The 20,365-nt window shown below is 73.4% G+C and carries 17 protein-coding genes; 12 read left to right on the forward strand and 5 right to left on the reverse strand.

Annotated elements, in window-relative coordinates; genetic code table 11:
- Positions 1–222 precede the first annotated feature (222 nt).
- The 3 genes from DCS98_RS06025 to DCS98_RS06035 are packed head-to-tail and all read left to right on the forward strand — an operon-like array spanning position 223 to position 1,824.
- The gene (locus tag DCS98_RS06025; RefSeq protein ID WP_116450449.1) at positions 223–687 is read left to right on the forward strand and encodes an SgcJ/EcaC family oxidoreductase; all 465 of its coding nucleotides are present in this window, start codon (positions 223–225) and stop codon (positions 685–687) included.
- A 7-nt stretch (positions 688–694) separates the two neighbouring features.
- Positions 695–1,516: a sulfurtransferase gene (locus DCS98_RS06030; RefSeq protein ID WP_116450657.1), complete on the forward strand. Its 822-nt coding sequence runs from the start codon at positions 695–697 to the stop codon at positions 1,514–1,516.
- Between the two features lie 29 nt (positions 1,517–1,545).
- Entirely contained in the window at positions 1,546–1,824 is a 279-nt protein-coding gene (locus DCS98_RS06035) for a hypothetical protein (protein WP_164704419.1), read from the forward strand.
- A gap of 1 nt (position 1,825) precedes the next feature.
- On the opposite strand, the gene DCS98_RS06040 is transcribed toward DCS98_RS06035, so the two are convergent.
- The 3 genes from DCS98_RS06040 to DCS98_RS06050 are packed head-to-tail and all read right to left on the reverse strand — an operon-like array spanning position 1,826 to position 6,136.
- A complete protein-coding gene (locus DCS98_RS06040; RefSeq protein WP_116450451.1) occupies positions 1,826–2,518 on the reverse strand; it encodes a sirohydrochlorin chelatase in 693 nt (230 codons plus the stop codon).
- Positions 2,515–3,270 carry an SDR family oxidoreductase gene (locus DCS98_RS06045; RefSeq protein ID WP_116450452.1) on the reverse strand — a complete coding sequence of 252 codons (756 nt, stop codon included), beginning with the start codon at positions 3,268–3,270 and terminating at the stop codon, positions 2,515–2,517. The genes DCS98_RS06040 and DCS98_RS06045 overlap by 4 nt, the downstream gene beginning before the upstream one ends.
- 13 nt (positions 3,271–3,283) lie before the next feature.
- A complete protein-coding gene (locus DCS98_RS06050; RefSeq protein WP_116450453.1) occupies positions 3,284–6,136 on the reverse strand; it encodes an aconitate hydratase in 2,853 nt (950 codons plus the stop codon).
- Positions 6,137–6,368: 232 nt separating this feature from the next.
- Here DCS98_RS06050 and DCS98_RS06055 point away from each other — a divergent pair, with 232 nt between their 5' ends.
- From DCS98_RS06055 to DCS98_RS06085, 7 genes are all read left to right on the forward strand, one after another.
- A complete protein-coding gene (locus DCS98_RS06055; protein ID WP_116450454.1) occupies positions 6,369–7,391 on the forward strand; it encodes a phosphatase PAP2 family protein in 1,023 nt (340 codons plus the stop codon).
- Positions 7,388–8,146, forward strand: a complete 759-nt coding sequence (locus DCS98_RS06060) for an SIR2 family NAD-dependent protein deacylase (protein WP_116450455.1) — start codon at positions 7,388–7,390, stop codon at positions 8,144–8,146. Before DCS98_RS06055 ends, DCS98_RS06060 begins: the two co-directional genes overlap by 4 nt.
- Before the next feature lie 49 nt (positions 8,147–8,195).
- Positions 8,196–9,731, forward strand: a complete 1,536-nt coding sequence (locus DCS98_RS06065) for an AMP-binding protein (protein ID WP_116450456.1) — start codon at positions 8,196–8,198, stop codon at positions 9,729–9,731.
- Positions 9,732–9,908: 177 nt separating this feature from the next.
- On the forward strand, positions 9,909–11,177 hold the full coding sequence (locus DCS98_RS06070; protein ID WP_241037238.1) for a C40 family peptidase: 1,269 nt from the start codon (positions 9,909–9,911) through the stop codon (positions 11,175–11,177).
- 228 nt (positions 11,178–11,405) lie between these two features.
- Entirely contained in the window at positions 11,406–12,569 is a 1,164-nt protein-coding gene (locus DCS98_RS06075) for an AAA family ATPase (protein WP_116450458.1), read from the forward strand.
- Positions 12,566–13,612, forward strand: coding sequence for a DUF58 domain-containing protein (locus DCS98_RS06080; RefSeq protein WP_241037243.1), 1,047 nt, complete (start codon positions 12,566–12,568; stop codon positions 13,610–13,612). The genes DCS98_RS06075 and DCS98_RS06080 overlap by 4 nt, the downstream gene beginning before the upstream one ends.
- Positions 13,609–14,565, forward strand: a complete 957-nt coding sequence (locus tag DCS98_RS06085) for a VWA domain-containing protein (RefSeq protein ID WP_116450459.1) — start codon at positions 13,609–13,611, stop codon at positions 14,563–14,565. The genes DCS98_RS06080 and DCS98_RS06085 overlap by 4 nt, the downstream gene beginning before the upstream one ends.
- A gap of 23 nt (positions 14,566–14,588) precedes the next feature.
- Here the strand turns inward: DCS98_RS06085 and DCS98_RS06090 are convergent, their stop codons facing one another.
- Entirely contained in the window at positions 14,589–15,560 is a 972-nt protein-coding gene (locus DCS98_RS06090) for a quinone oxidoreductase family protein (RefSeq protein WP_116450460.1), read from the reverse strand.
- A 238-nt stretch (positions 15,561–15,798) separates the two neighbouring features.
- On the opposite strand from DCS98_RS06090, the gene DCS98_RS06095 reads away from it, so the two are divergent.
- Together DCS98_RS06095 and DCS98_RS06100 are read left to right on the forward strand one after the other, a co-directional pair.
- Positions 15,799–16,704: an AurF N-oxygenase family protein gene (locus DCS98_RS06095; RefSeq protein WP_116450461.1), complete on the forward strand. Its 906-nt coding sequence runs from the start codon at positions 15,799–15,801 to the stop codon at positions 16,702–16,704.
- Between the two features lie 40 nt (positions 16,705–16,744).
- Positions 16,745–18,373 (forward strand): FAD-dependent oxidoreductase, encoded by a 1,629-nt coding sequence (locus tag DCS98_RS06100; protein WP_116450462.1) that lies wholly within the window; start codon positions 16,745–16,747, stop codon positions 18,371–18,373.
- Between the two features lie 49 nt (positions 18,374–18,422).
- On the opposite strand, the gene DCS98_RS06105 is transcribed toward DCS98_RS06100, so the two are convergent.
- The gene (locus DCS98_RS06105; RefSeq protein WP_116450463.1) at positions 18,423–20,159 is read right to left on the reverse strand and encodes a DUF429 domain-containing protein; all 1,737 of its coding nucleotides are present in this window, start codon (positions 20,157–20,159) and stop codon (positions 18,423–18,425) included.
- Positions 20,160–20,365 lie beyond the last annotated feature (206 nt).

Raw genomic sequence — 20,365 nt, forward strand, 5'->3', positions numbered from 1 at the left:
GGGGGAGCATGTTCCATCGCTTCCGGGGAGGGGGATGACAGCTATGGCCTCGTCACCCGCCGGGGTGTCCCTTGAGCGGATCCGCGCAGGCCGCGGCGCCGTCTCACCCCGAGGGGTGAGACGAGGCGTGCGTCACCCCTGGCTCCCGACGGCGAGCGTCGGACGACGCGCCGACGGCGACCACTACCGTCACTCCTGTCCCGAACCGCACGAGGAGACGACGTGACCGCAGCACACCCGCAGGACGCCCAGATCCGCGCGCTCTACCACGCGTTCCTCGACGGGTGGAACCGCCGCAGCGGGGCGTCCGTGGCGGCCGGATTCGCCGACGACGGGGACATCATCGGCTTCGACGGCACCCACCACCGTGGCCGCCTGTCCATCGCCGCCGACCTGCGGGCGATCTTCGGGAGCCACCAGACCGCCGCCTACGTCGGCGTCGTCCGATCGGTGCGGCCCATCGCGCCGGGTGTGGCGGTCCTGCTCGCCCACGCCGGGATGATCCCGCCAGGGGAGGCCGACCTCGACCCGGCGCTGCACACCGTGCACACGCTGGTGGCGGTCGACGAGGGCGGCGGTCGCTGGCGCATCTCGCTGTTCCAGTCCACGCCCGCGCAGTTCCACGGCTTCCCCGAGGAGCGCGAGGCACTCACCCAGGAACTGCGTGGCCTCCTCGCCCCGCAGTGAGCCGGTCGTGAGCGGCGTCCTGATCTCTGCCGCCGAGCTGCGGCGGAGCGGTCGTGCCGTGCTGCTCGACGTGCGCTGGGCCCTCGGCGACCCGCACGGGCGCGAGCACCACCGGGACGGCCACCTGCCCGGTGCCGTCTTCGTCGACCTCGAGACCGAGCTCGCCGATCCGCCGTCACCGCGGGCCGGCCGGCACCCACTGCCCTCGGTGCAGCGACTGCAAGCAGCCGCCCGGCGGTGGGGGATCCACACCGGGGACCGCGTCGTCGCCTACGACGCGACCGGTGGCCTCGCCGCGGCCCGTGCGTGGTGGCTGCTCCGCTGGGGCGGGCTGGAGGACGTCGTCCTCCTGGACGGCGGGCTCGACGCCTGGGTCCGCTCCGGCGGCGCGCTGGAGAGCGGGGGCGTCGAGCCGGAGCCGGGCGACGTCACGCTGACCGGCGGAGGCATGCCGGTGCTGTCGATCGACGAGGCGGCCGCGCTCCCGTCGTCCGGCGTGCTGCTCGACGCCCGGGCGGGGGAGCGCTACCGCGGGGAGGTGGAGCCGATCGACCCCCGCGCCGGCCACGTGCCCGGTGCGCTGAGCGCCCCCACCACGGGGAATCTCGCGGAGGACGGCACGTTCCGCTCGCCGGCCGAGCTGCGCGAGCGGTTCGCCGCCCTGGGCGCCACGCCGGGGACGACCGTCGGTGTCTACTGCGGGTCCGGGGTCACCGCCGCCCACGAGGTCGCGGCGCTGGCAGCAGCCGGCATCGACGCCGCCCTGTGGCCGGGCTCGTGGTCGCAGTGGTCGGCGGACCCGGCGCGCCCGGCGGCGACGGGGGCCTGAGCCGGTCGCGGTCCTGCCATGCTCCCGCCGTGCAGACCGACACCGCCCGCCCCACGGGGCCGATCGTCCTCGCGGTGCTGGCCGGGGTCGCCCACCTGGTCGTGGGGTACTTCTACCTGGCCGGCGGGCTGGTGGTCCCGGGGCCGGTGCTCGTCGTCCTGTGGCTGTTCTGGCTCGTCCTGGCCGCGGTGCTGATCCGGCTCGCGATGCGCAGGTCGTGGTGGACGCCGGTGGTGCCGGCCGTCGCCGCTGTCGTCTTCGTCCTGGTGCTGGTGGTGGGGGAGCAGGCGCTGGGCTGGCAGGCCTGAGTCACTCGAGCGCGGCGTCGTAGCGGTCGAGCAGGACGGCGGCGATCCGCTCGTCGGGCAGCAGGGGAGCGGTGACGAGGTCGGCGCCCGCCCCGGCCAGCTTGTCGTGGAAGTGCCCCGGCGCCAGCAGGTACGACGCGACGACGACCCGTTCGGCGCCGCCCCGCCGTGCGGCGGAGACCGCGTCGGGCACCGGTGGCCGGGCCGCCGAGCCGTAGCCGGTGGTCACCGGGCCGGCCCACGACCGCTGGAGGAGGTCGGCGGTGTCCTCGACGTCGGCGACCGATCGCGGGTCGCTGGAGCCGGCCGCCGCCAGCACCACCGCGGTGAGCGGGTCGCGCGGATCGGCGCCGGCCTGCACCAGCCGGTCGCGCAGCACCTCCACCAGCCGCGGGTCGGGGCCGAGCGGGCGGGCAGCGACCGCGGACTGGGCGTCGGCGACGGCGCCCGCGATGTCGACGTGCACGTGGTACCCGCCCGAGAGCAGCAGCGGCACGACCACCGCGGGGCGCCCCTCGGCCGACAGCCCGGCGACGACGTCCACCACGGTCGGGGGCTGCACGTCGACGAACGCCGCCGTCGTCACCAGCCCGGGACGCCGGGCCCGGGCAGCCAGTGCCAGTTCGGCGATCAGCCGCCGCCCTGTGGGGTTGCGGGTGCCGTGCGCGCAGGCGACGAGGACCGGCTCGTTCACGGGCTGCGCAGGCGGCCGCCGTCGACGGCGACCATCGTGCCGGTCACGTAGGACGCGGCGGGGGAGAGCAGGAACGCCGCGACGCGGCCGAACTCCGCGGGTTCGCCGATCCGGCCGAGCGGGATCCCCGCCTCGGTCCTCGCGTGGTAGGCGTCCGCATCCCCGGAGGCCGCCGCGATCTCGTCGATCCGCTCGGTGGCGATGGTGCCGGGCAGGATGCCGACGACGCGGATGCCGCGCGGGCCCAGCTCGTCGGCCAGGCCCTTCGCGGTCATGGCGAGGCCGGGCCGGAGGCCGTTGGAGATCGCCAGCCCGTCCAGCGGCTGGCGCACGGACGTGGACAGCACGAAGCCGATGCAGGCGCCCTCGGCGAGGTGAGGGACCAGCGCCTTCACCAACCGCAGCGGGCCGAGCAGCACGCTGTCCACGCCGGCCCGCCAGTCCTCCTCGGGGGTGTCGAGCACGGAGCCCGGCTTCGGCCCGCCGACCGAGATCAGCGCGCCGTCGATCGTGGCGAGCCGGTCCAGCGCGGCGGTGACCAGGTCAGAGGCGGCCTCGGGGGTGGCGAGATCGGCCGGGACGCCGGACGCCGCCGTCCCCAGGGAGGAGACGGCGGCATCCACGGAGTCGGCGGAGCGGGCGCTGATCAGCACCCGCGCGCCGTCGTCCACCAGGGCGCGGGCGGTCGCGAGACCCAGTCCCCGGCTCGCGCCGGTGAGCAGGTACCCGCGACCACCCAGGCCGAGGTCCATCAGGCGGCCAGCATCAGGCGGCCGAGCCCCGCAGCGAGCGCAGGACGTACTGCATGATCCCGCCGTTGCGGTAGTAGTTCGCCTCACCGGGGGTGTCGATCCGGACCCGGGCGTCGAACTCCACGTCGCCGGCCTTCACCTTGACGGTGCGGGGCACCGAGCCGTCGTTCAGCGCGGTGATGCCGGTGATCGTGAACTCCTCGTCGCCGGTCAGGCCCAGCGAGTCGCGGTTCTGGCCCTCCGGGAACTGCAGCGGGAGGACGCCCATGCCGATGAGGTTGGAGCGGTGGATCCGCTCGTAGCTCTCGGCGATGACCGCCTTCACGCCCAGCAGCGCGGTGCCCTTGGCCGCCCAGTCGCGCGAGGAGCCCGAGCCGTACTCCTTGCCGGCCAGCACGACCAGCGGGATGCCGGCCTCCTGGTAGGCCTGGGACGCCTCGTAGATCGACGTCGTCTCGCCGGTCAGGTGGTTCTTGGTGACGCCACCCTCGGTGCCGGGCACCAGCTGGTTGCGCAGCCGGATGTTGGCGAAGGTGCCGCGGATCATGACCTCGTGGTTCCCGCGGCGCGAGCCGTAGGAGTTGAAGTCGCGGCGGTCGACGCCGTGCTCGCGCAGGTACTTCCCGGCCGGGCTGTCGGCCTTGATGGAGCCGGCCGGCGAGATGTGGTCGGTGGTCACCGAGTCGCCGAGCACCGCGAGGGTGCGGGCGCCGGTGATGTCCTCGACGGGGGCCGGCTCGGCGGGCATGCCCTCGAAGTACGGAGGACGCCGCACGTAGGTGCTGTCCTCGGCCCACTCGAAGGTGTCCCCGGTCGGCGTGGGCAGGTTCTGCCACTGCTCGGTGCCGGCGAACACGTCCTCGTAGCTGCGGCCGAACTGCTCCGCGGAGACCGCGTGGTCGATGACCCGCTGGACCTCCTGCGGCGACGGCCAGATGTCGCGGAGGAAGACGTCGTTGCCGTCGGTGTCCTGACCCAGCGGGTCGTTGTTCAGGTCGACGTCCATCGACCCGGCCAGCGCGTAGGCGATGACCAGCGGGGGCGAGGCCAGGTAGTTCATCTTGACGTCGGGGTTGATCCGGCCCTCGAAGTTGCGGTTGCCCGAGAGCACGGAGACGACGGCGAGGTCGGCCTCGTTGACCGCGTTCGACACCGGCTCGGGCAGCGGGCCCGAGTTGCCGATGCAGGTCGTGCAGCCGTAGCCGACCAGGTAGAAGCCCAGCTTCTCCAGGTACGGGGTGAGCTCGGCCTTCTCGTAGTAGTCCATGACGACCTTGGACCCGGGGGCCAGCGTCGTCTTCACCCACGGCTTGGAGGCCAGCCCGCGCTCGACGGCGTTCTTGGCCAGCAGCGCGGCGCCGATCATCACCTGCGGGTTCGAGGTGTTGGTGCAGGACGTGATCGCCGCGATCACCACGTGGCCGTGGTCGACCTCGGTCTCGGTGCCGTCCTCCATGACCACGCGGGTGGGCTTGGAGGGACGGCGGGAGGCGACCTGGTCCTCGTAGTGGTGCGGCTTGCCGGCCTCGCCGTTGCCGTGGGTCTCGGCGACCGGGTCGGACGCCGGGAACGTGTTGGCGACCGCGTCGTCGATCTGCGAAGCCACGCCGAACGGCTTCTCCTGCGCGGGGACGCCGGGCTTGCGGTCCTCGCCGCCGGTCTCGTCGGCCTGCACGTAGTCGCCGAGCGCCTCGCGGAAGGCCGCCTTGGCGTCGGTGATCGCGACGCGGTCCTGCGGGCGCTTCGGGCCGGCGATCGAGGGGACGACGGTGCCGAGGTCGAGCTCGAGGTACTCGGAGAACGCCGGCTCGCGGGACGCGTCGTGCCAGAGGCCCTGCTCCTTGGCGTAGGTCTCGACCAGCGCCACCTGCTCGGCCGAGCGGCCGGTGAGCTTCAGGTAGGTGATGGTCTCCTCGTCGATGGGGAACATCGCCGCGGTGGAGCCGAACTCGGGGCTCATGTTGCCGATCGTGGCGCGGTTGGCCAGCGGCACCGCGGAGACGCCCTCGCCGTAGAACTCGACGAACTTCCCGACCACGCCGTGCTGGCGCAGCATCTCGGTGATCGTGAGGACCAGGTCGGTGGCGGTGGCGCCGTCCGGGAGCTGGCCGAACAGCTTGAAGCCCACGACGCGGGGGATCAGCATCGAGACCGGCTGGCCGAGCATCGCGGCCTCGGCCTCGATGCCGCCGACGCCCCAGCCCAGCACGCCCAGGCCGTTGACCATCGTGGTGTGGCTGTCGGTGCCCACGCAGGTGTCGGGGTAGGCGATGACGCGGTCACCCTCCTGGCGCGGGAAGACCACGCGGGCCAGGTGCTCGATGTTGACCTGGTGGACGATGCCCGTGCCCGGGGGGACGACCTTGAAGTCGCTGAACGCGCCCTGGCCCCAGCGGAGGAACTGGTAGCGCTCGCCGTTGCGCTCGTACTCGATCTCGACGTTGCGCTGGAACGAGTCCTCGGTGCCGAAGATGTCGGCGATCACCGAGTGGTCGATGACCAGCTCGGCAGGGGCGAGCGGGTTGATCTTCTGCGGGTCGCCGCCGAGGTCGGCCATGGCCTCGCGCATGGTGGCGAGGTCGACGATGCAGGGGACGCCGGTGAAGTCCTGCATGACCACGCGGGCCGGGGTGAACTGGATCTCCTGGTCGGGCTCCGCGTTCGGGTCCCAGTTCGCCAGCGCGCGGATGTGGTCGGCGGTGATGTCCGCGCCGTCCTCGGTGCGCAGCAGGTTCTCGAGGAGGATCTTCAGGCTGAAGGGCAGCTTCTCGGAGCCCTCCACCGCGTCGAGCCGGTAGATGTCGTAGTCGGTTCCGTCGACGCTGAGCGTCGACCGGGCTCCGAAGCTGTCCTTGCTGGCTGCCACTTCTTCTGCGCCTACCCCTCGCTGGTTCGTCGCGCTCGGTTCCACCCCCGATCATCCCAGTTCAGCGCCAGGAGCACCGGGTCAGGCAACCCTTCCTTCACCCGGTGACGTCGGTCACGGGCCGGAACCCCGGTGTCCCAGCGGCCACAGTGACCCCGCCAGGTGCCGCCGCGGGGTGAACTCGCGCAGATTTCCTGGTGGCCGGGCGGTGCGGCGCCTAGCGTCCCCCGCCATGACCGCGGTCGAGACGACTCCGCTCGCCGGGGCGATCCCGAGCCCGCGGACCCCCGTGCACGAGCTGCCTGCGCAGGTCCGCGCCGGGGCGCCCACGAGATCCCCGGCCCGCGCCCGCCGCCTGCTCCTGCGACGGCTGCTGTTCCTCGGGCTGGTCCTCGCCTTCGCGGGGACGTGCGTCGTGCACGGGCTCCCCACCGACCGCGTCGTCCTGCTGGGCTGGGTGGTCGGTGGGCTGGCGGTCTACGCCGTCGCCGACGGCGTGCGCCGCCTGGGCCGGCTGCTGGCCGACTGGCTGCCCCTGGTCGCCCTGCTCCTGGCGTACGACGCGAGCCGCGGCTTCGCCGACCAGTTCGGTGCCCCGGTGCACGTGACCGAGCCGGCCGCCGCCGACCGGTTGCTCGGGTTCGGCGCCCTCCCGACCGTCGTGCTGCAGGAGCACTGGGACGCCGACTGGTGGCACGCCGTGGCGACGCTCGTCTACGCCAGCCACTTCGTCGTCACCCCGCTGGTCCTCGGCATCCTCTGGGTGCGCGACCGGCAGCGCTGGGTGCACTACGCCCGGCTGGTCGTCGCTCTCTCGGCCGCGGGCCTGGCCACGTACGTGCTCTACCCGGCTGCCCCGCCGTGGCTCGCCGCGAAGGACGGCGTCATCGAGCCGGTGCGCCGGCTGAGCGGCACCGGCTGGGAGGTCCTGGGGCTCCCGCGCGCCGGCGCGCTCCTCGCCGACAGCCAGGGGCAGGTCAACCAGGTGGCCGCGGTGCCCTCGCTGCACACCGCCTTCGCCGTCCTCACCTGCCTGGCCCTCCTGCCGGTCGCGCGCCGCACCTGGCAGCGGGTCCTGCTGCTCGCCTACGGGCCCGCGATGGCGCTGGTCCTCGTGTGGGCGGGGGAGCACTACGTCGTCGACACCCTGCTGGGGGCGCTGTACGCCGTCGCGGTGGTGGCGGTCGCCGCCCGGGCGCGGACGCTGCTGCGCCGGCTCCGCGGACGCGTCGCTGCTCCTACCGTGGAGGCGTGACCGGAGCCGTACCCGAGCCGCTGCCCGGCTGGCTGACCGGGGCCCGGCGGATCGTCGTCCTCGCCGGCGCCGGCATCTCCACCGAGAGCGGCATCCCCGACTACCGGGGGCCGGACGGCGTCTGGACGAAGGACCCGCACGCCGAGAAGCTCGTGACGCTCTCGTACTACATGTCCGACCCGGAGATCCGCCGCCGCTCCTGGTTGCTGCGGCAGGCGATGCAGGACGCCGAACCGCAGCCCAACGCGGGGCACCGCGCGCTGGTCGACCTCGAGCGGCAGGGGCGGCTGCGTGCGCTGATCACCCAGAACATCGACGGCCTCCACCAGGCGGCGGGCTCCAGCCCCGACCTGGTGCACGAGATCCACGGCACGGTGCACGAGGTCGTGTGCACCGCCTGCGGGGAGCGGTCGGCGATCCGGGAGGCGCTCGACCGCGTCGCCGGCGGCGAACCCGACCCGCCCTGCCGGCGCTGCGGGGGGATCCTCAAGACGGCGACGGTCTACTTCGGCCAGCTGCTGGACGAGCGCGTGGTGGAGGCGTGCACCGCGGCCGCGGGCGACTGCGACGTCCTGGTCGCCGTCGGCACCTCGCTGCAGGTGTGGCCGGCGGCGGGCCTCGCCGACGTCGCGGTCGGGTCGGGCGCCCGGCTGGTCGTGGTCAACGCCCAGGAGACGCCCTACGACTGGACGGCGGACCTCGTCGTCCGGGAGCCGATCGGCGTCGCCCTGCCACGGCTGGTGGCCCCCGGCTGATGCCCGTTAGCGTGGCGGGCACCACAGCCTGAGCACCCGGGAGCCGGCCATGCGCGTGCCCTTGACCACTCGTGACTTCCTCGACCGGGCCGAGCTCGTCTACGGCGACCGCGTCGGGATCGTGGACGAGCCGACCCAGCCGGCGCCCTCGCTCGGGGACGTGACCTACCGCGAGGTCGCGCGGCGTGGCCGGGCGCTGCAGGCGGGGCTCGACGAGCTCGGCGTCGGGGAGGGCGAGCGGGTCGCAATCGTCAGCCACAACGCCGGCCGCCTGCTGGAGCTGCTGCTGTCGGTCCCGTCGTCCGGCCGGGTCGCGGTGCCGATCAACTTCCGGCTCTCGCCCGAGGAGGTCAACTACATCGTCGGGCACTCCGGCGCCCGCGTGCTGCTGGTCGACCCGGAGCTGGAGTCCTCGCTCAAGGGTGTGGAGGCCGAGCACCGGTTCGGCACGGGGGAGGAGTACGAGCAGCTCCTGCGGTTCGACACCGAGCCCCGGCCGTGGTCGGCGCCCGACGAGGACGCGACCGCGACCATCAACTACACGAGCGGGACGACGGCCCGGCCCAAGGGCGTGCAGATGACGCACCGGAACCTGTGGGTCAACGCGGTCACGTTCGGCATGCACATGCAGGTCAGCGACCGCGACGTCTACCTGCACACGTTGCCGATGTTCCACTGCAACGGCTGGGGGCTGCCCTACACGATGGCCGGCCTCGGGGCCCGGCAGGTCGTGCTGCGCAAGGTCGACGGCGCCGAGATCCTCCGCCGCGTCGACCAGCACGGCGTGACGATGATGGCCGGCGCGCCCGCGGTCTGGAACGCCGTCCTGGAGGCCGCCGCCGACTGGGACGGCGAGATCCCGGGCCGTGACCGCGTGCGGATCGTGGTGGCCGGCGCGCCCCCGCCCTCGAAGACGATCGCCCGGGTCGAGCGCGAGCTCGGCTGGGAGTTCAACCAGATCTACGGCCTCACCGAGACCGCGCCGCTGCTGACGATCAACCGCCCGCGCGCGGAGTACGACGAGCTGGAGCCCGAGGACCGGGCCAAGAAGCTGTCGCGGGCGGGCGTGCCCGCGCTGGGCATCCGGCTGCAGACCAGCGAGTCCGGGGAGGTCCTGGCGCAGGGCAACGTCGTCCTGCAGGGCTACTGGGAGAACCCGGACGCCTCGGCGGAAGCGCTCGAGGGCGGCTGGTTCCACACCGGGGACGGCGGATCGATCGACGAGGGCGGCTACGTCACGATCTCCGACCGCAAGAAGGACGTGATCATCACCGGTGGCGAGAACGTCTCGTCGATCGAGGTGGAGGACGCCGTCTTCAGCCACCCGGCGGTCGCGGAGGTCGCGGTGATCGGCGTCCCGGACGACAAGTGGGGCGAGATGGTCACCGCGATCGTCGTCGTGGGCGAGGGCGAGCAGGTCACCGAGGAGGAGATCATCGCCCACTGCCGCGGCAAGATCGCCGGCTACAAGATCCCCAAGCGCATCGAGTTCCGCGACGAGCTGGCCCGGACCGCCACCGGCAAGGTGCAGAAGTTCAAGCTGCGCGAGTCGTTCTGGAAGGACTCCGAGCGCCAGGTGAACTGACGGAGGGGCCGTTCCAGCACCTCACCCGTCACCCGGTGGTGGCGTCTCACCCCGAGGGGTGAGACGCCCTCAACGGCTGCCCGCCTGCTGTCGATCTCGACTGCACGACGCCCTGCCGGGCGCGCGTAGTCGATGGCGCAGACCTCCGGGTCGTCCGCGCCGGAAGAGGTTTCACCGGTGGACAGCGGTACGCGGAACTCGTCCGTGCGCAGCGCCCGTCGTCTGGCGGCCAGGGCCAGTGGCCTGGCCGTGGTCGCGGCCCTCGCGGTCGGCCTGACCCCGTCCGTGGCCGCCGCGGCCCCGCGCCGGCCCAGCGACACCCAGATCGCGAACGCGCAGGCGCAGGCCGACGCCGTCCAGGCCCGGATCGGCGAGCTGTCGGGGCAGCTGACGGCCGCCCAGGACGCCGTCGAGGGCGCCCGGGTGGATGCGCTGATCGCGCTCGACCAGTACCAGGCCACGGAGGCCTCCTACGTCGCCGCGCAGGCGGAGGCGGACGCCGCCGCGGCTGCGGCGGCCCAGGCGGCCGCCGAGCTCGACGTCGCCCGCACGCAGGTCGTCTCCTTCGCGCGGCGCAGCTACATGGAGGGCAGCACCTTCGCGGGCGCGGCCGCCCTCATCACCGCGGCCGACCCGGGGGAGTTCATCCAGCGGGCCGCCCTGCTGGAAGCCGCCGGATCGCACCGCTCCGACGTCCTGACCGAGGTCACCGTCCTCCAGGTCCAGGCCGCCGAGGCGGAGACCCTCGCCGCCAACACGCTGACCGCTGCCGCCGTCCTGAAGGACGAGGCCGCCACCAGCCTGGCCACGGCCGAGGCGGCGGAGGCCTCGGCGCGGCAGCAGGCCGCCGCGCTGGAGACACAGCAGGCGCAGCTGACCACCGACCTGGCCGCCGCACAGGCGGAGCTGACCGCCCTGGTCGGCCAGCGGGCTGCCGCCGAGCGGGCCGCGCAGATCGTCCGGCCGGCTCCGGCGCCGCCGGCGAACGTCGCCCCGGCACCGTCGGGCAACGGCAGCTCCGCCGGCGCCGGCAACGCGTCCAAGGCGCAGATCGCGATCGACGCGGCGATGGCCTACATCGGCACTCCGTACGCGTGGGGCGGTGGCGGTACCCGCGGACCGGGCTACGGCCACAGCGGCGACGACGACGTGTTCGGCTTCGACTGCAGCGGCCTGACCCAGTACGCCTACGCGCAGGCGGGCATCTCCATCCCGCGCAACAGCAGCTGGCAGTACGGCGCGCTGCCCAAGGTCTCGCGCAACGACCTCCGCCCCGGCGACCTCGTCTTCTGGGCCCGCAACACCTCCGACCCGGGCACCATCCACCACGTGGCGATCTGGCTGGGTGGGGACCGGATCCTGGAGGCGCCGCAGAGCGGCTCGTTCATCCGGGTCACGGACATGCGCTGGGGCGGCTACATCGGCGCCGGGCGCCCCACGGGCTGAACCGGGCCAGACGCGAGAGGGCGTCGGGCAGCCACGGGGGGAGCTGCCCGACGCATCGGCAAGGCTAGCAGTCGGAGGCCCTTCCGGGCAGGGGTGTGGACGGTGCGCCGGTGTCGCCACGGAGCGTCGGCCCGTCGTGCCCGGCGCGCGAACACCTGGCTGCGGAAGGTGTAGGACACTGGGCCGTGGAGGCGGGATGCGCCGCCTCGTCGACGACCAGGGAGCCCCGTGAGCAGCGCTGCCAGCACGCCGATCGAGACCTCGCCCGCACCGGTGCCACCGTCGGTCGACGCGCAGCGCCTCGAGCGGGTCCTCTTCGAGATCAAGCGGGTCATCGTCGGGCAGGACCGCCTCGTCGAGCGGATGCTCGTGGCGCTCCTGGCTCGTGGGCACGTGCTCCTCGAGGGCGTGCCGGGCGTGGCGAAGACCCTCGCGGTCGAGACCCTGGCCACGGCGGTCGGCGGCAGGTTCGCCCGCCTGCAGTTCACCCCCGACCTCGTGCCGGCCGACATCATCGGCACCCGGATCTACAAGGCGGGGCAGGACGCGTTCGAGACGGAGCTGGGGCCGGTCTTCGCCAACTTCGTCCTCACCGACGAGATCAACCGCGCCCCGGCCAAGGTGCAGTCGGCGCTGCTCGAGGTCATGGCCGAGCGGCAGGTCTCCATCGGCGGCGTGACGCACCCGCTGCCCGACCCGTTCCTCGTCCTGGCCACGCAGAACCCGATCGAGTCCGAGGGCGTCTACCCGCTGCCCGAGGCCCAGCGCGACCGCTTCCTGATGAAGGTGCTCGTCGACTACCCGAGCCCCGAGGAGGAGCGCGAGATCGTCTACCGGATGGGCTCGGAGCCGCCCGTGGCCGAGACGGTGCTCAGCCCCGGCGAGCTGCCGCGGCTGCAGAAGGCCGCCTCGCACGTCTTCGTGCACCACGCCCTGGTCGACTACGTCGTCCGGCTCGTCGTCGCCACCCGGACCCCGCGGGAGCACGGCATGGAGGACGTCGCGACGTGGGTGTCCTACGGCGCCAGCCCGCGTGCCTCCCTCGGCCTGATCGCCGCCAGCCGGGCCCTGGCGCTCGTGCGCGGCCGCGACTACGTGCTGCCCCAGGACGTCCTCGACGTCACCGCCGACGTGCTCCGCCACCGGCTCGTGCTGTCCTACGACGCGCTGGCCGACGGCGTGCCGGCCGACCACATCGTCAAGCGGATCGTCCAGACGGTGCCGCTGCCGCAGGTCGCCCCGCGGCAGAACGCCGGCGGCTTCGGTCCGGGGACGCCGGGCGGCCCGCACGTGCCGCACTTCGGCCCCCCGCAGGGCCCGCCGCAGCAGGCGCCGGAGCACCCGGCCGCGCCGTCGTCGAACGGGTACGCACAAGGGCCCCACCCGGCGTGATCCTGCGTCGTCGGGCGAGCCAGCAGTCGCCGCCCGGACCCGAGCACCCCGGGCTGCTCCTGCACCCGGCGACCCCGGGTTCCGGGATCGAGCCGGGCGGTGCGGACGGCGGTGCTGCCGGCCAGGGTGCGCCGCCGCGCTTCACCGACGGCCCGGCCGACGTGCTGCTGCGCCGGCTGGAGCTCACCGTGCGGCGGCGGCTCGACGGGCTGCTGCAGGGCGACCACCTCGGCCTGGTGCCCGGGTCGGGCTCGGAGGCCGGTGACTCCCGGACCTACCACCCGGGCGACGACGTCCGGCGGATGGACTGGCCGGTCACCGCGCGCACGCAGGTGCCGCACGTCCGGGAGACGATCGCCGACCGCGAGCTCGAGACGTGGGCGGTCGTCGACCTGTCGGCGAGCCTCGACTTCGGCACGGCGAACTGCCAGAAGCGCGACCTCGCGATCGCCGGCCTCGCCGCGGTCGGCCACCTCACCGTGCACGGCGGCAACCGCCTGGGCGCCGTCGTCACGACGGGGGAGCGGGTCGACCGCTACCCGGCGGTGCCGGGGCGGCTGGCCGCCGAGCGGCTGCTGCGGAACGTCGTCGCGACCCCCCGGGCGGGCAGCGGACGGCGCGGGGACCTGGCGGCCGCCCTCGAGACCCTGCGCCGGCCGCCGCGGCGCCGCGGCCTCGTCGTCGTCATCTCCGACTTCCTCGGCGACAGCGACTGGGAGCGGCCGCTGCGCGGGCTCGGCACCCGGCACGACCTGCTGGCCATCGAGGTGGTCGACCCGCGGGAGCTCGAGCTGCCCGACGTCGGCCTGCTGACAGTCGTCGACCCGGAGAGCGGCCAGACGCTCGAGGTGCCGACCGGCAACGCCGAGTTCCGCGCCCGGTTCGCCGAGGGCGCGGCCGCCCAGCGAGAAGAGGTCGCGGCGGCCCTGCGCCGGGCAGGTGCCGGTCACCTGCGGCTGCGGACCGACCGGGACTGGCTGATGGACGTCGTCAGGTTCGTCGCCGAGCGCCGGCGCGCAGGCAGCGGAGGAGCGTCCCGATGACCTTCCAGTCCCCACTGTGGCTGCTGGCGCTGCTCGCCGTCGCCGCCCTGGTCGCCTTCTACGTGGTGCTGCAGCTGCGCCGGAAGGCCTACGCGGCGCGGTTCACCAACGTGGCGCTGCTCGGAACGCTGGTGCCGAAGCGGCCCGGCTGGAAGCGCCACCTCGCCTTCGGCGTCGTCGCCCTCGGCATCGCGACCCTGGTGGTGTCGCTGGCCGTGCCGAGCACGGAGGTGCGCGTGCCCCGCGAGCGGGCGACGGTCGTCATGGCCGTCGACGTGTCGCTGTCGATGCAGGCGACCGACATCGAGCCCGACCGCTTCCGGGCCATGCAGAGGGCGGCCAAGGAGTTCGTCGACGTGCTGCCCGAACGGATCAACCTCGGCCTGGTCTCCTTCGCGGGGACGGCCACCACCGTGGTCCCGCCCACCACCGACCGGGTCCAGGTGACCGGGGCCATCGACAACCTCGACCTCGCCGAGGCGACCGCGATCGGCGAGGCGGTGTTCACCTCGCTGAGCGCGATCGAGAACTTCCAGTCGACCCTGGATGCGGGCGAGGAGGAGGCGGCGCCGGCCCGGATCGTGCTGCTGTCCGACGGTTACAACACCGTCGGCCGTGAGGACACGCAGGCGATCGACGCCGCCCGCGCTGCCGGCGTCCCCGTCTCGACGATCGCCTTCGGCACCGACTACGGGACCCTCGACCTGGACGGCGAGACCGTGCCCGTGCCGGTCGACCGGGCGACCCTCGAGGAGATCGCCGACGCGACGGGCGGGAGCTACAGCGAGGCGGCCAGCGCGGCCGAGCTGGAGGAGGTGTACGCCGACCTGGGCAGCCAGATCGGCTACACGACCGAGCCCAAGGACGTCAGCTACTGGTTCGTCCGCGCCGGCGTGCTGCTGGCCCTGCTCGGCGCCGTGCTCAGCCTCTTCTGGACCAACCGCCTCGTCTGAGCTCTCCGTGCAGAGAGCTCGGATCAGGCCTTCGGGTCGACGACGAGCTTGCCGGTGGAGCGGCGGGCCAGCAGGTCCTCGTGCGCCTTCCGCACGTCGGACAGCGGGTACCGCCCGCCGGCGACCGGCTTCAGCGTGCCGCCGTCCACGAGGGCGAGCAGGTCGTGCATCGCGGCGTCCATCATCTGCGGGCGGGCCATGCAGTGCGCCAGCCAGAAGCCGATGACGCCACGGCTGGTGCCCATCAGCGACGGCGCCTGCACCGGCTTCGGCGGCACGCGCCCGGCCATGCCGTAGGCGGCGAGCCGGCCGAAGGGGGCGAGCGCGGACATGGCGCCGTCGAAGACCGCGCCCCCGGTCATCTCCAGGACGATGTCGACTCGTCTCCCCCCGTTGGCCTCGCGCAGCGCGGCGGTGAAGGCCTTCGGGTCGTCCTCGGCGAGCGCCGGGTCGACGGTGGCGTGGGCGCCGAGTTCCTCGCACAGCTCCCGCTTCTCCGGGCTGGAGGCGGTGGCGATGACCCGGCCGGCGCCCCAGTGCCTGGCCAGCTGGATGGCCAGGCTGCCGACACCCCCGGCTCCGGCGATGACGACGACGGACTCGCCCTCGGCCAGGTGCGTGCTGGTGCGCAGCAGGTGCCACGCGGTGGAGCCCTGGAGGACGACGGACAGCGCCTGCTCGTCGCTGACGCCGTCGGGCACCGCCCAGGTGAGCGCGTCGTGCGCCACGACCTTCTCGGCGTAGCCGCCGCCGTCGAGCAGCCCGACGACGCGCTGCCCACCGCCGACCGGCGTGCCGACGAACTCCGCGCCCGGGATCAGCGGCAGCTGCTGCTGGGCGAGGTAGGAGTTCTCGATCTGGTGGGTGTCGGCGTAGTTCACGCCGGCGGTCGAGACGTCGTAGAGCTTCTGACCGTCCCCCGCCTCCGGCTCGGCGATGTCGACGAGCTCGAGGACCTCGGGGCCGCCGAAGCGGGTGATCTGCACAGCACGCATGCAAGGAGGCTAGGGCGTCGAAGCGACCGCAGGGACCTCGGCCGACGGTTCGCCGGCCCCTCTGATCCGCCGCCCCTGTGCTGACCGCGGTCGAAGCGCTGCTGCCGTCGACACGCCGAACGTGACATCCGCAGGTGTAACGATCGGTTCCCCCGGCTACATATGTCCTGGCGTCACGGATATCTGGACGACGAGGTCGTGACGCGACCCGCGACATCGACAGACGGGGGAACCCGAGATGACCGCCACGATCAACCCGACCCAGGCCGAGCGCGAGGGGTCGGTGGCCGAACGGCTGCTCGCATCCAGCGCCGAGCTGTCCTACGACCCGCTCGCCGAGGTCGACTGGGACGCCCCTCTCGACGCGTCCTTCCACGGCGCCAGCCCGGAGTGGTCGACGCTCTACGGCACGGCCTACTGGGACGAACTGAGCGAGAGCCAACGCGCGGAGCTCACCCGTCAGGAATCGGCCTCGGTCGCCTGCACCGGCATCTGGTTCGAGCTGATCCTCCAGCAGATGATGCTGCGGGAGATCTACGCGATGGACCGGTCGTCGGCCGAATTCCAGTGGGCACTCACCGAGATCGCCGACGAGTGCCGCCACTCGATCATGTTCGCCCGCGGGACGGCGAAGTTGAATGCGCCCGCGTACCGCCCGAGCCGCAAGGTGATGGAGCTGGGGCGGTTCTACAAGACGTTCGCATCAGGAGAGGCCGCCTATGCCGCCATCCTGGTGGCCGAGGAGGTCCTCGACGTCATGCAGCGTGACTGGATGCGCGACGAGCGGGTGGCGCCCTTCGTGCGCACGATCAACAACATCCACGTCGTCGAAGAGTCGCGGCACATGAAGTTCGCCCGCGACGAGGTGATCCGGGCGATGGCCGACGTCGGCCCCGTCCGTCGGCACGCGAGCGCGCTGCTCGTGGCGTCGTCCGCCTTCCACATCGTCACCAGCATGGTCAGCCCCCGCGCCTACGCCGAAGCCGGCCTCGACGTCGCGCGTGCCAAGCGCGAGGCGGCCGGGAACGAGCACTACAAGTCGATGCTGCGCTCCAGCTGCCGCGGGCTCATGGAGTTCCTGCATTCGGCCGGGCTCCTGACCAAGCCGGCCATGGCCATCTACAAGCGGGCCAACCTGCTGTGACCGGCTCCTACGCACCTGGGCCGGAAGGGCCGGCAACCGCATGACCTACGTCATCACCCAGAACTGCTGCAAGGACGCCACGTGCGTCTCGGCGTGCCCGGTGAACTGCATCTCCCCGGCACCCGGTACCCCCGAGTACGCCGAATCGCCGATGCTCTACATCGATCCGAAGGTCTGCATCGACTGCGGCGCCTGCGCCGACGTCTGCCCGGTCGATGCCGCCGTGCCGGCAGACTCCCTCGGCCGGGCCGAGTTGGTGTACGCCGAACTGAACGACAGGCACCACCGGACGTCGAGCGAGCAGGGGACGCCGGAGCAGGTGGAGGGCCCGCTGTTCCACCCCTGGGGGGCGCCGAGCTTCGACTGGACCCTGCCGAGCGACTTCCGCGGCGTCGACGTCGCCGTCGTCGGCACCGGCCCCGCTGGCCTGTACGCGGCCGAGCTGCTCCTGCTGCACACCGGCTCCGTCGTGACGCTGATCGACCGGCTGCCCGTGGCGGGCGGGCTGATCCGCTACGGGGTCGCGCCCGACCACCCGAGCACCAAGCGGATCGGCGAGACGCTGGGGCGTCTGTACAGCCATCCGCGGGTGCGGCTGCTGCTCGGCGTCGACGTGGGTGAGGACGTGACGGTCGAGCAGCTGTCCGAGAACTTCGACGCGGTCGTCTACGCGGTCGGCGCCGCCACGGGTCGGCAGCTGGAGGTGCCGGGCGAGGACCTCCCCGGCGTGCACTCCGGGCCCGAGTTCGTCGGCTGGTACAACGCCCACCCCGACGTCCCGGCAGGCGACGTCCAGCTGACGAGCGAGCGGGCGATCGTCATCGGCACCGGCAACGTGGCGCTGGACGTCGCCCGGATCCTCAGCACCGATCCCGACGAGCTCGCCCGCACCGACATCGCCGAGCACGCGCTGGAGGCACTGCGGAGGTCGCCGGTTCGGGAGGTCCTGCTCCTCGGCCGGCGCGGGCCGGAGGAGGCCGCCTACTCCGCTCCGGAGCTGCTCGCGTTGGAGCATCTTCCCGGCGTCGAGCTGGTCGTGGAGGGCTCCGCTCCCGGCGTCGCGAGCACCATCGACGAGGCGGAGCCCGGCAGTCACGCCGAGTTGCTGCAGGGCGCGTCCCGCGTCGCCGTGGAGACCTCGGCCGCCCCGGAGCCCGGACGGCGGATCGTGCTGCGGTTCGCCAGTGCGGTCGAGCGCATCCTCGGTGAGGACGCCGCCGAGGGCGTCTGCCTGACGGACGGCACCGTCGTGCTCGGCAGCCCGGTCGTGAGCGCCATCGGTTACGGCGGGCGAGCGGTGATCGGGTTGCCGTTCGACGAGGAGAACGGCACCGTCCCGAACGAGGCGGGGCGGATAACCGGAACGCCGGGCAGTTACGCGGTCGGCTGGTTCAAGCGGGGGTCGTCCGGAGGTATCGGGGACAACCGTTCGGACGCGGCCGAGACCGTGCGGTCCCTGCTCGACGACGCCGTCGCCGGACGGTTGCCGAAGCCGGCGGGCAGTTCGCGTGCCTTCGTCAAGCAGGTCCGGCGAGATGTCCCCGACGTCCTCGGCGTCAAGGAGCTCGGCCGGATCCTGCGCGCGGAGAAGGGTCGCGCACGCCCGGAGGGCGGCGCGGTCAAGCTGGCGACGGCGGAGGAGCTGGTCCGCGCGGGTCGCGGCCGCTGACGGCAGCCTCCGGACCGCCACCTGCCTCCGGCTCGGGGACGACGACCTGTCAGCCGCCGGCGAGCTTCTGCAGCCGGGTGGTCAGCGCGGTCCGCCGATCGGCGTTGCCGTGCAGGTCCACGTACCGCTGCCCGAAGCCGGCCAGCAGCGTGTCGTCCAGCCGGCGCACGGCACCCGGGGGATAGCGGTAGTCCATCCGGGCGGAGATGTCGCTGTCGTCGACGCCGCGCAGCACCTCGCCGAGCTCCACCAGGCTGGTCACGCCCAGCTCGAGCAGCAGGCCGGAGATCCAGGTGTAGTGGTCCGGGCGCGACCAGCCGGCGTCGGCGTACTGCCCGGCCAGGAACGCAGCGAGCTCGCGGGGCGCGATGCGGGGGTCGTCGGGGTCGGTGTCGTCGGCCCCGTCCCCGGGAGCTGGTGCCCGGAGGCGCTCGCGGATGGCGGTGAACTCTCGATCGGCCAGCTCCAGCAACCCGGCGGCCAGGGTGAACCGGCGGTCGAACTCGGAGGCGTGCTCGTCCGGCACCGTGCCCTTGTAGCGGATGTCGTGCTCGAACTCGGCCCACGCGTGCTGCAGCACCGTGCGCACCTGCACCTGCACCACGCGCCCGACCAGCTCCGGCAGCTCGGCCGCCCGACCGGGGTCCACGCCGATCAGCAGGTGCCGGCTGGAGTAGCCGAACCGGCCCTGCTGCGCGGTCCGCCGACCCATGTCGCGGTCGTCGAGGACCCGCACCTGCGCGGCCAGCAGCTCGGCGACCGCCTCCACGTCGCTCTGCACGTAGGTGATCACCCGCACGCCGATCTGGTCGGTGATGTCCCGCGCCGGGTCCGGGTAGGCGGGCACGCCGTCGACCGTGCGGGCCGCCTTCTCCGCGAACGAGGCGATGGTCTTGGTCCGCCCGGTCACCGACAGGTAGTTGATCCCGGCGTCGTCGAGCAGCCCGGTGACGAGCGCGAGCGCCTGCCCCCCGGCGACCAGGGTCTCGGGCCGGCCGTCGGCGTACGCCTGGATGGCCTGCTGCACCGGGTCGGGCGGGGGTGCGGCGACCCCGGGGCCGGGCTGCAGGTCCGGCGGCAGGGTGGGGGTCACGATGGCACCGCCGGCCGCGTCGCCGTAGGTGGTCACCTCGTCCGGGCGCCGGACGGCGATCCATGCCACGTAGGCGCACACGACGGCGTCCACCTGGTCCTCCGCCACCCGCAGATCGCTCTTGCGGGCGGCGGCCTGCACCTGCTGGCGCAGCGCGGCGAACGGTGCACCGAGCTCGAGCTCGTCCACCGCGCCCAGCAGGTCGACGAGCAGGAGCAGCTCCGTACGCATCTGCTCGAGCACCCGGCCGGGCTTGTTCTTGTACTTCAGCGTGCGCCCCAGCCGGAACAGCGCCACCGTCGCCGCGTGCGGGTAGACCTCGATCGCCCGGCGGTCGCGGCCCGAGCGGGGGTCGAGGTCCAGCTTCAGGCGCCGGCCGATCCGCCCGCCGCGGGTGTCACCATCGGTGAACTCGGCCTTGCCGGTGTTCGTCGGGTGCGCCCCGGCCTGGAACCTCGCGAAGTCGGCGTTGAGCGCCCGCTCGGCGGCCCGGTTCCCGGTGGCGTTGGTGACCACCAGCGGGGCGTCGATCGCCACGATGCACGGGCCGGCGGTGAACGGGGCCAGCGCGGTCTCGATCTCCTCGTCGGTGCGCACCGCGCTGACGTGCACCAGCCGGCCGGCGTCGTCCAGCACGGCGAGGCCGGTGGGTTGCCTGAGCCCCCAGGCGAGGTCGATCCCGATGTGCTGCACGGGGTCAGCTTGCCCTGCCCCCGCCTTCGCGTCGGGGCTCGCCCCGCGGGATCTGCCCCGCCTGCGCGTGCGACGGTCCGCCCGAGGTCGCTCGGATGAGCGCCGTTCCACCTGCCGGCCGCGGGTGCTCCTTGATCCCGGCGTCGTCCTCACCGGTGACCGCTCCGGCGGCACGCAGGAGGCCGTCCCGGACGCCCGCCCGCAAG

This window comes from Blastococcus litoris, assembly GCF_003075095.1.
Taxonomy (GTDB): domain Bacteria; phylum Actinomycetota; class Actinomycetes; order Mycobacteriales; family Geodermatophilaceae; genus Blastococcus_B; species Blastococcus_B litoris.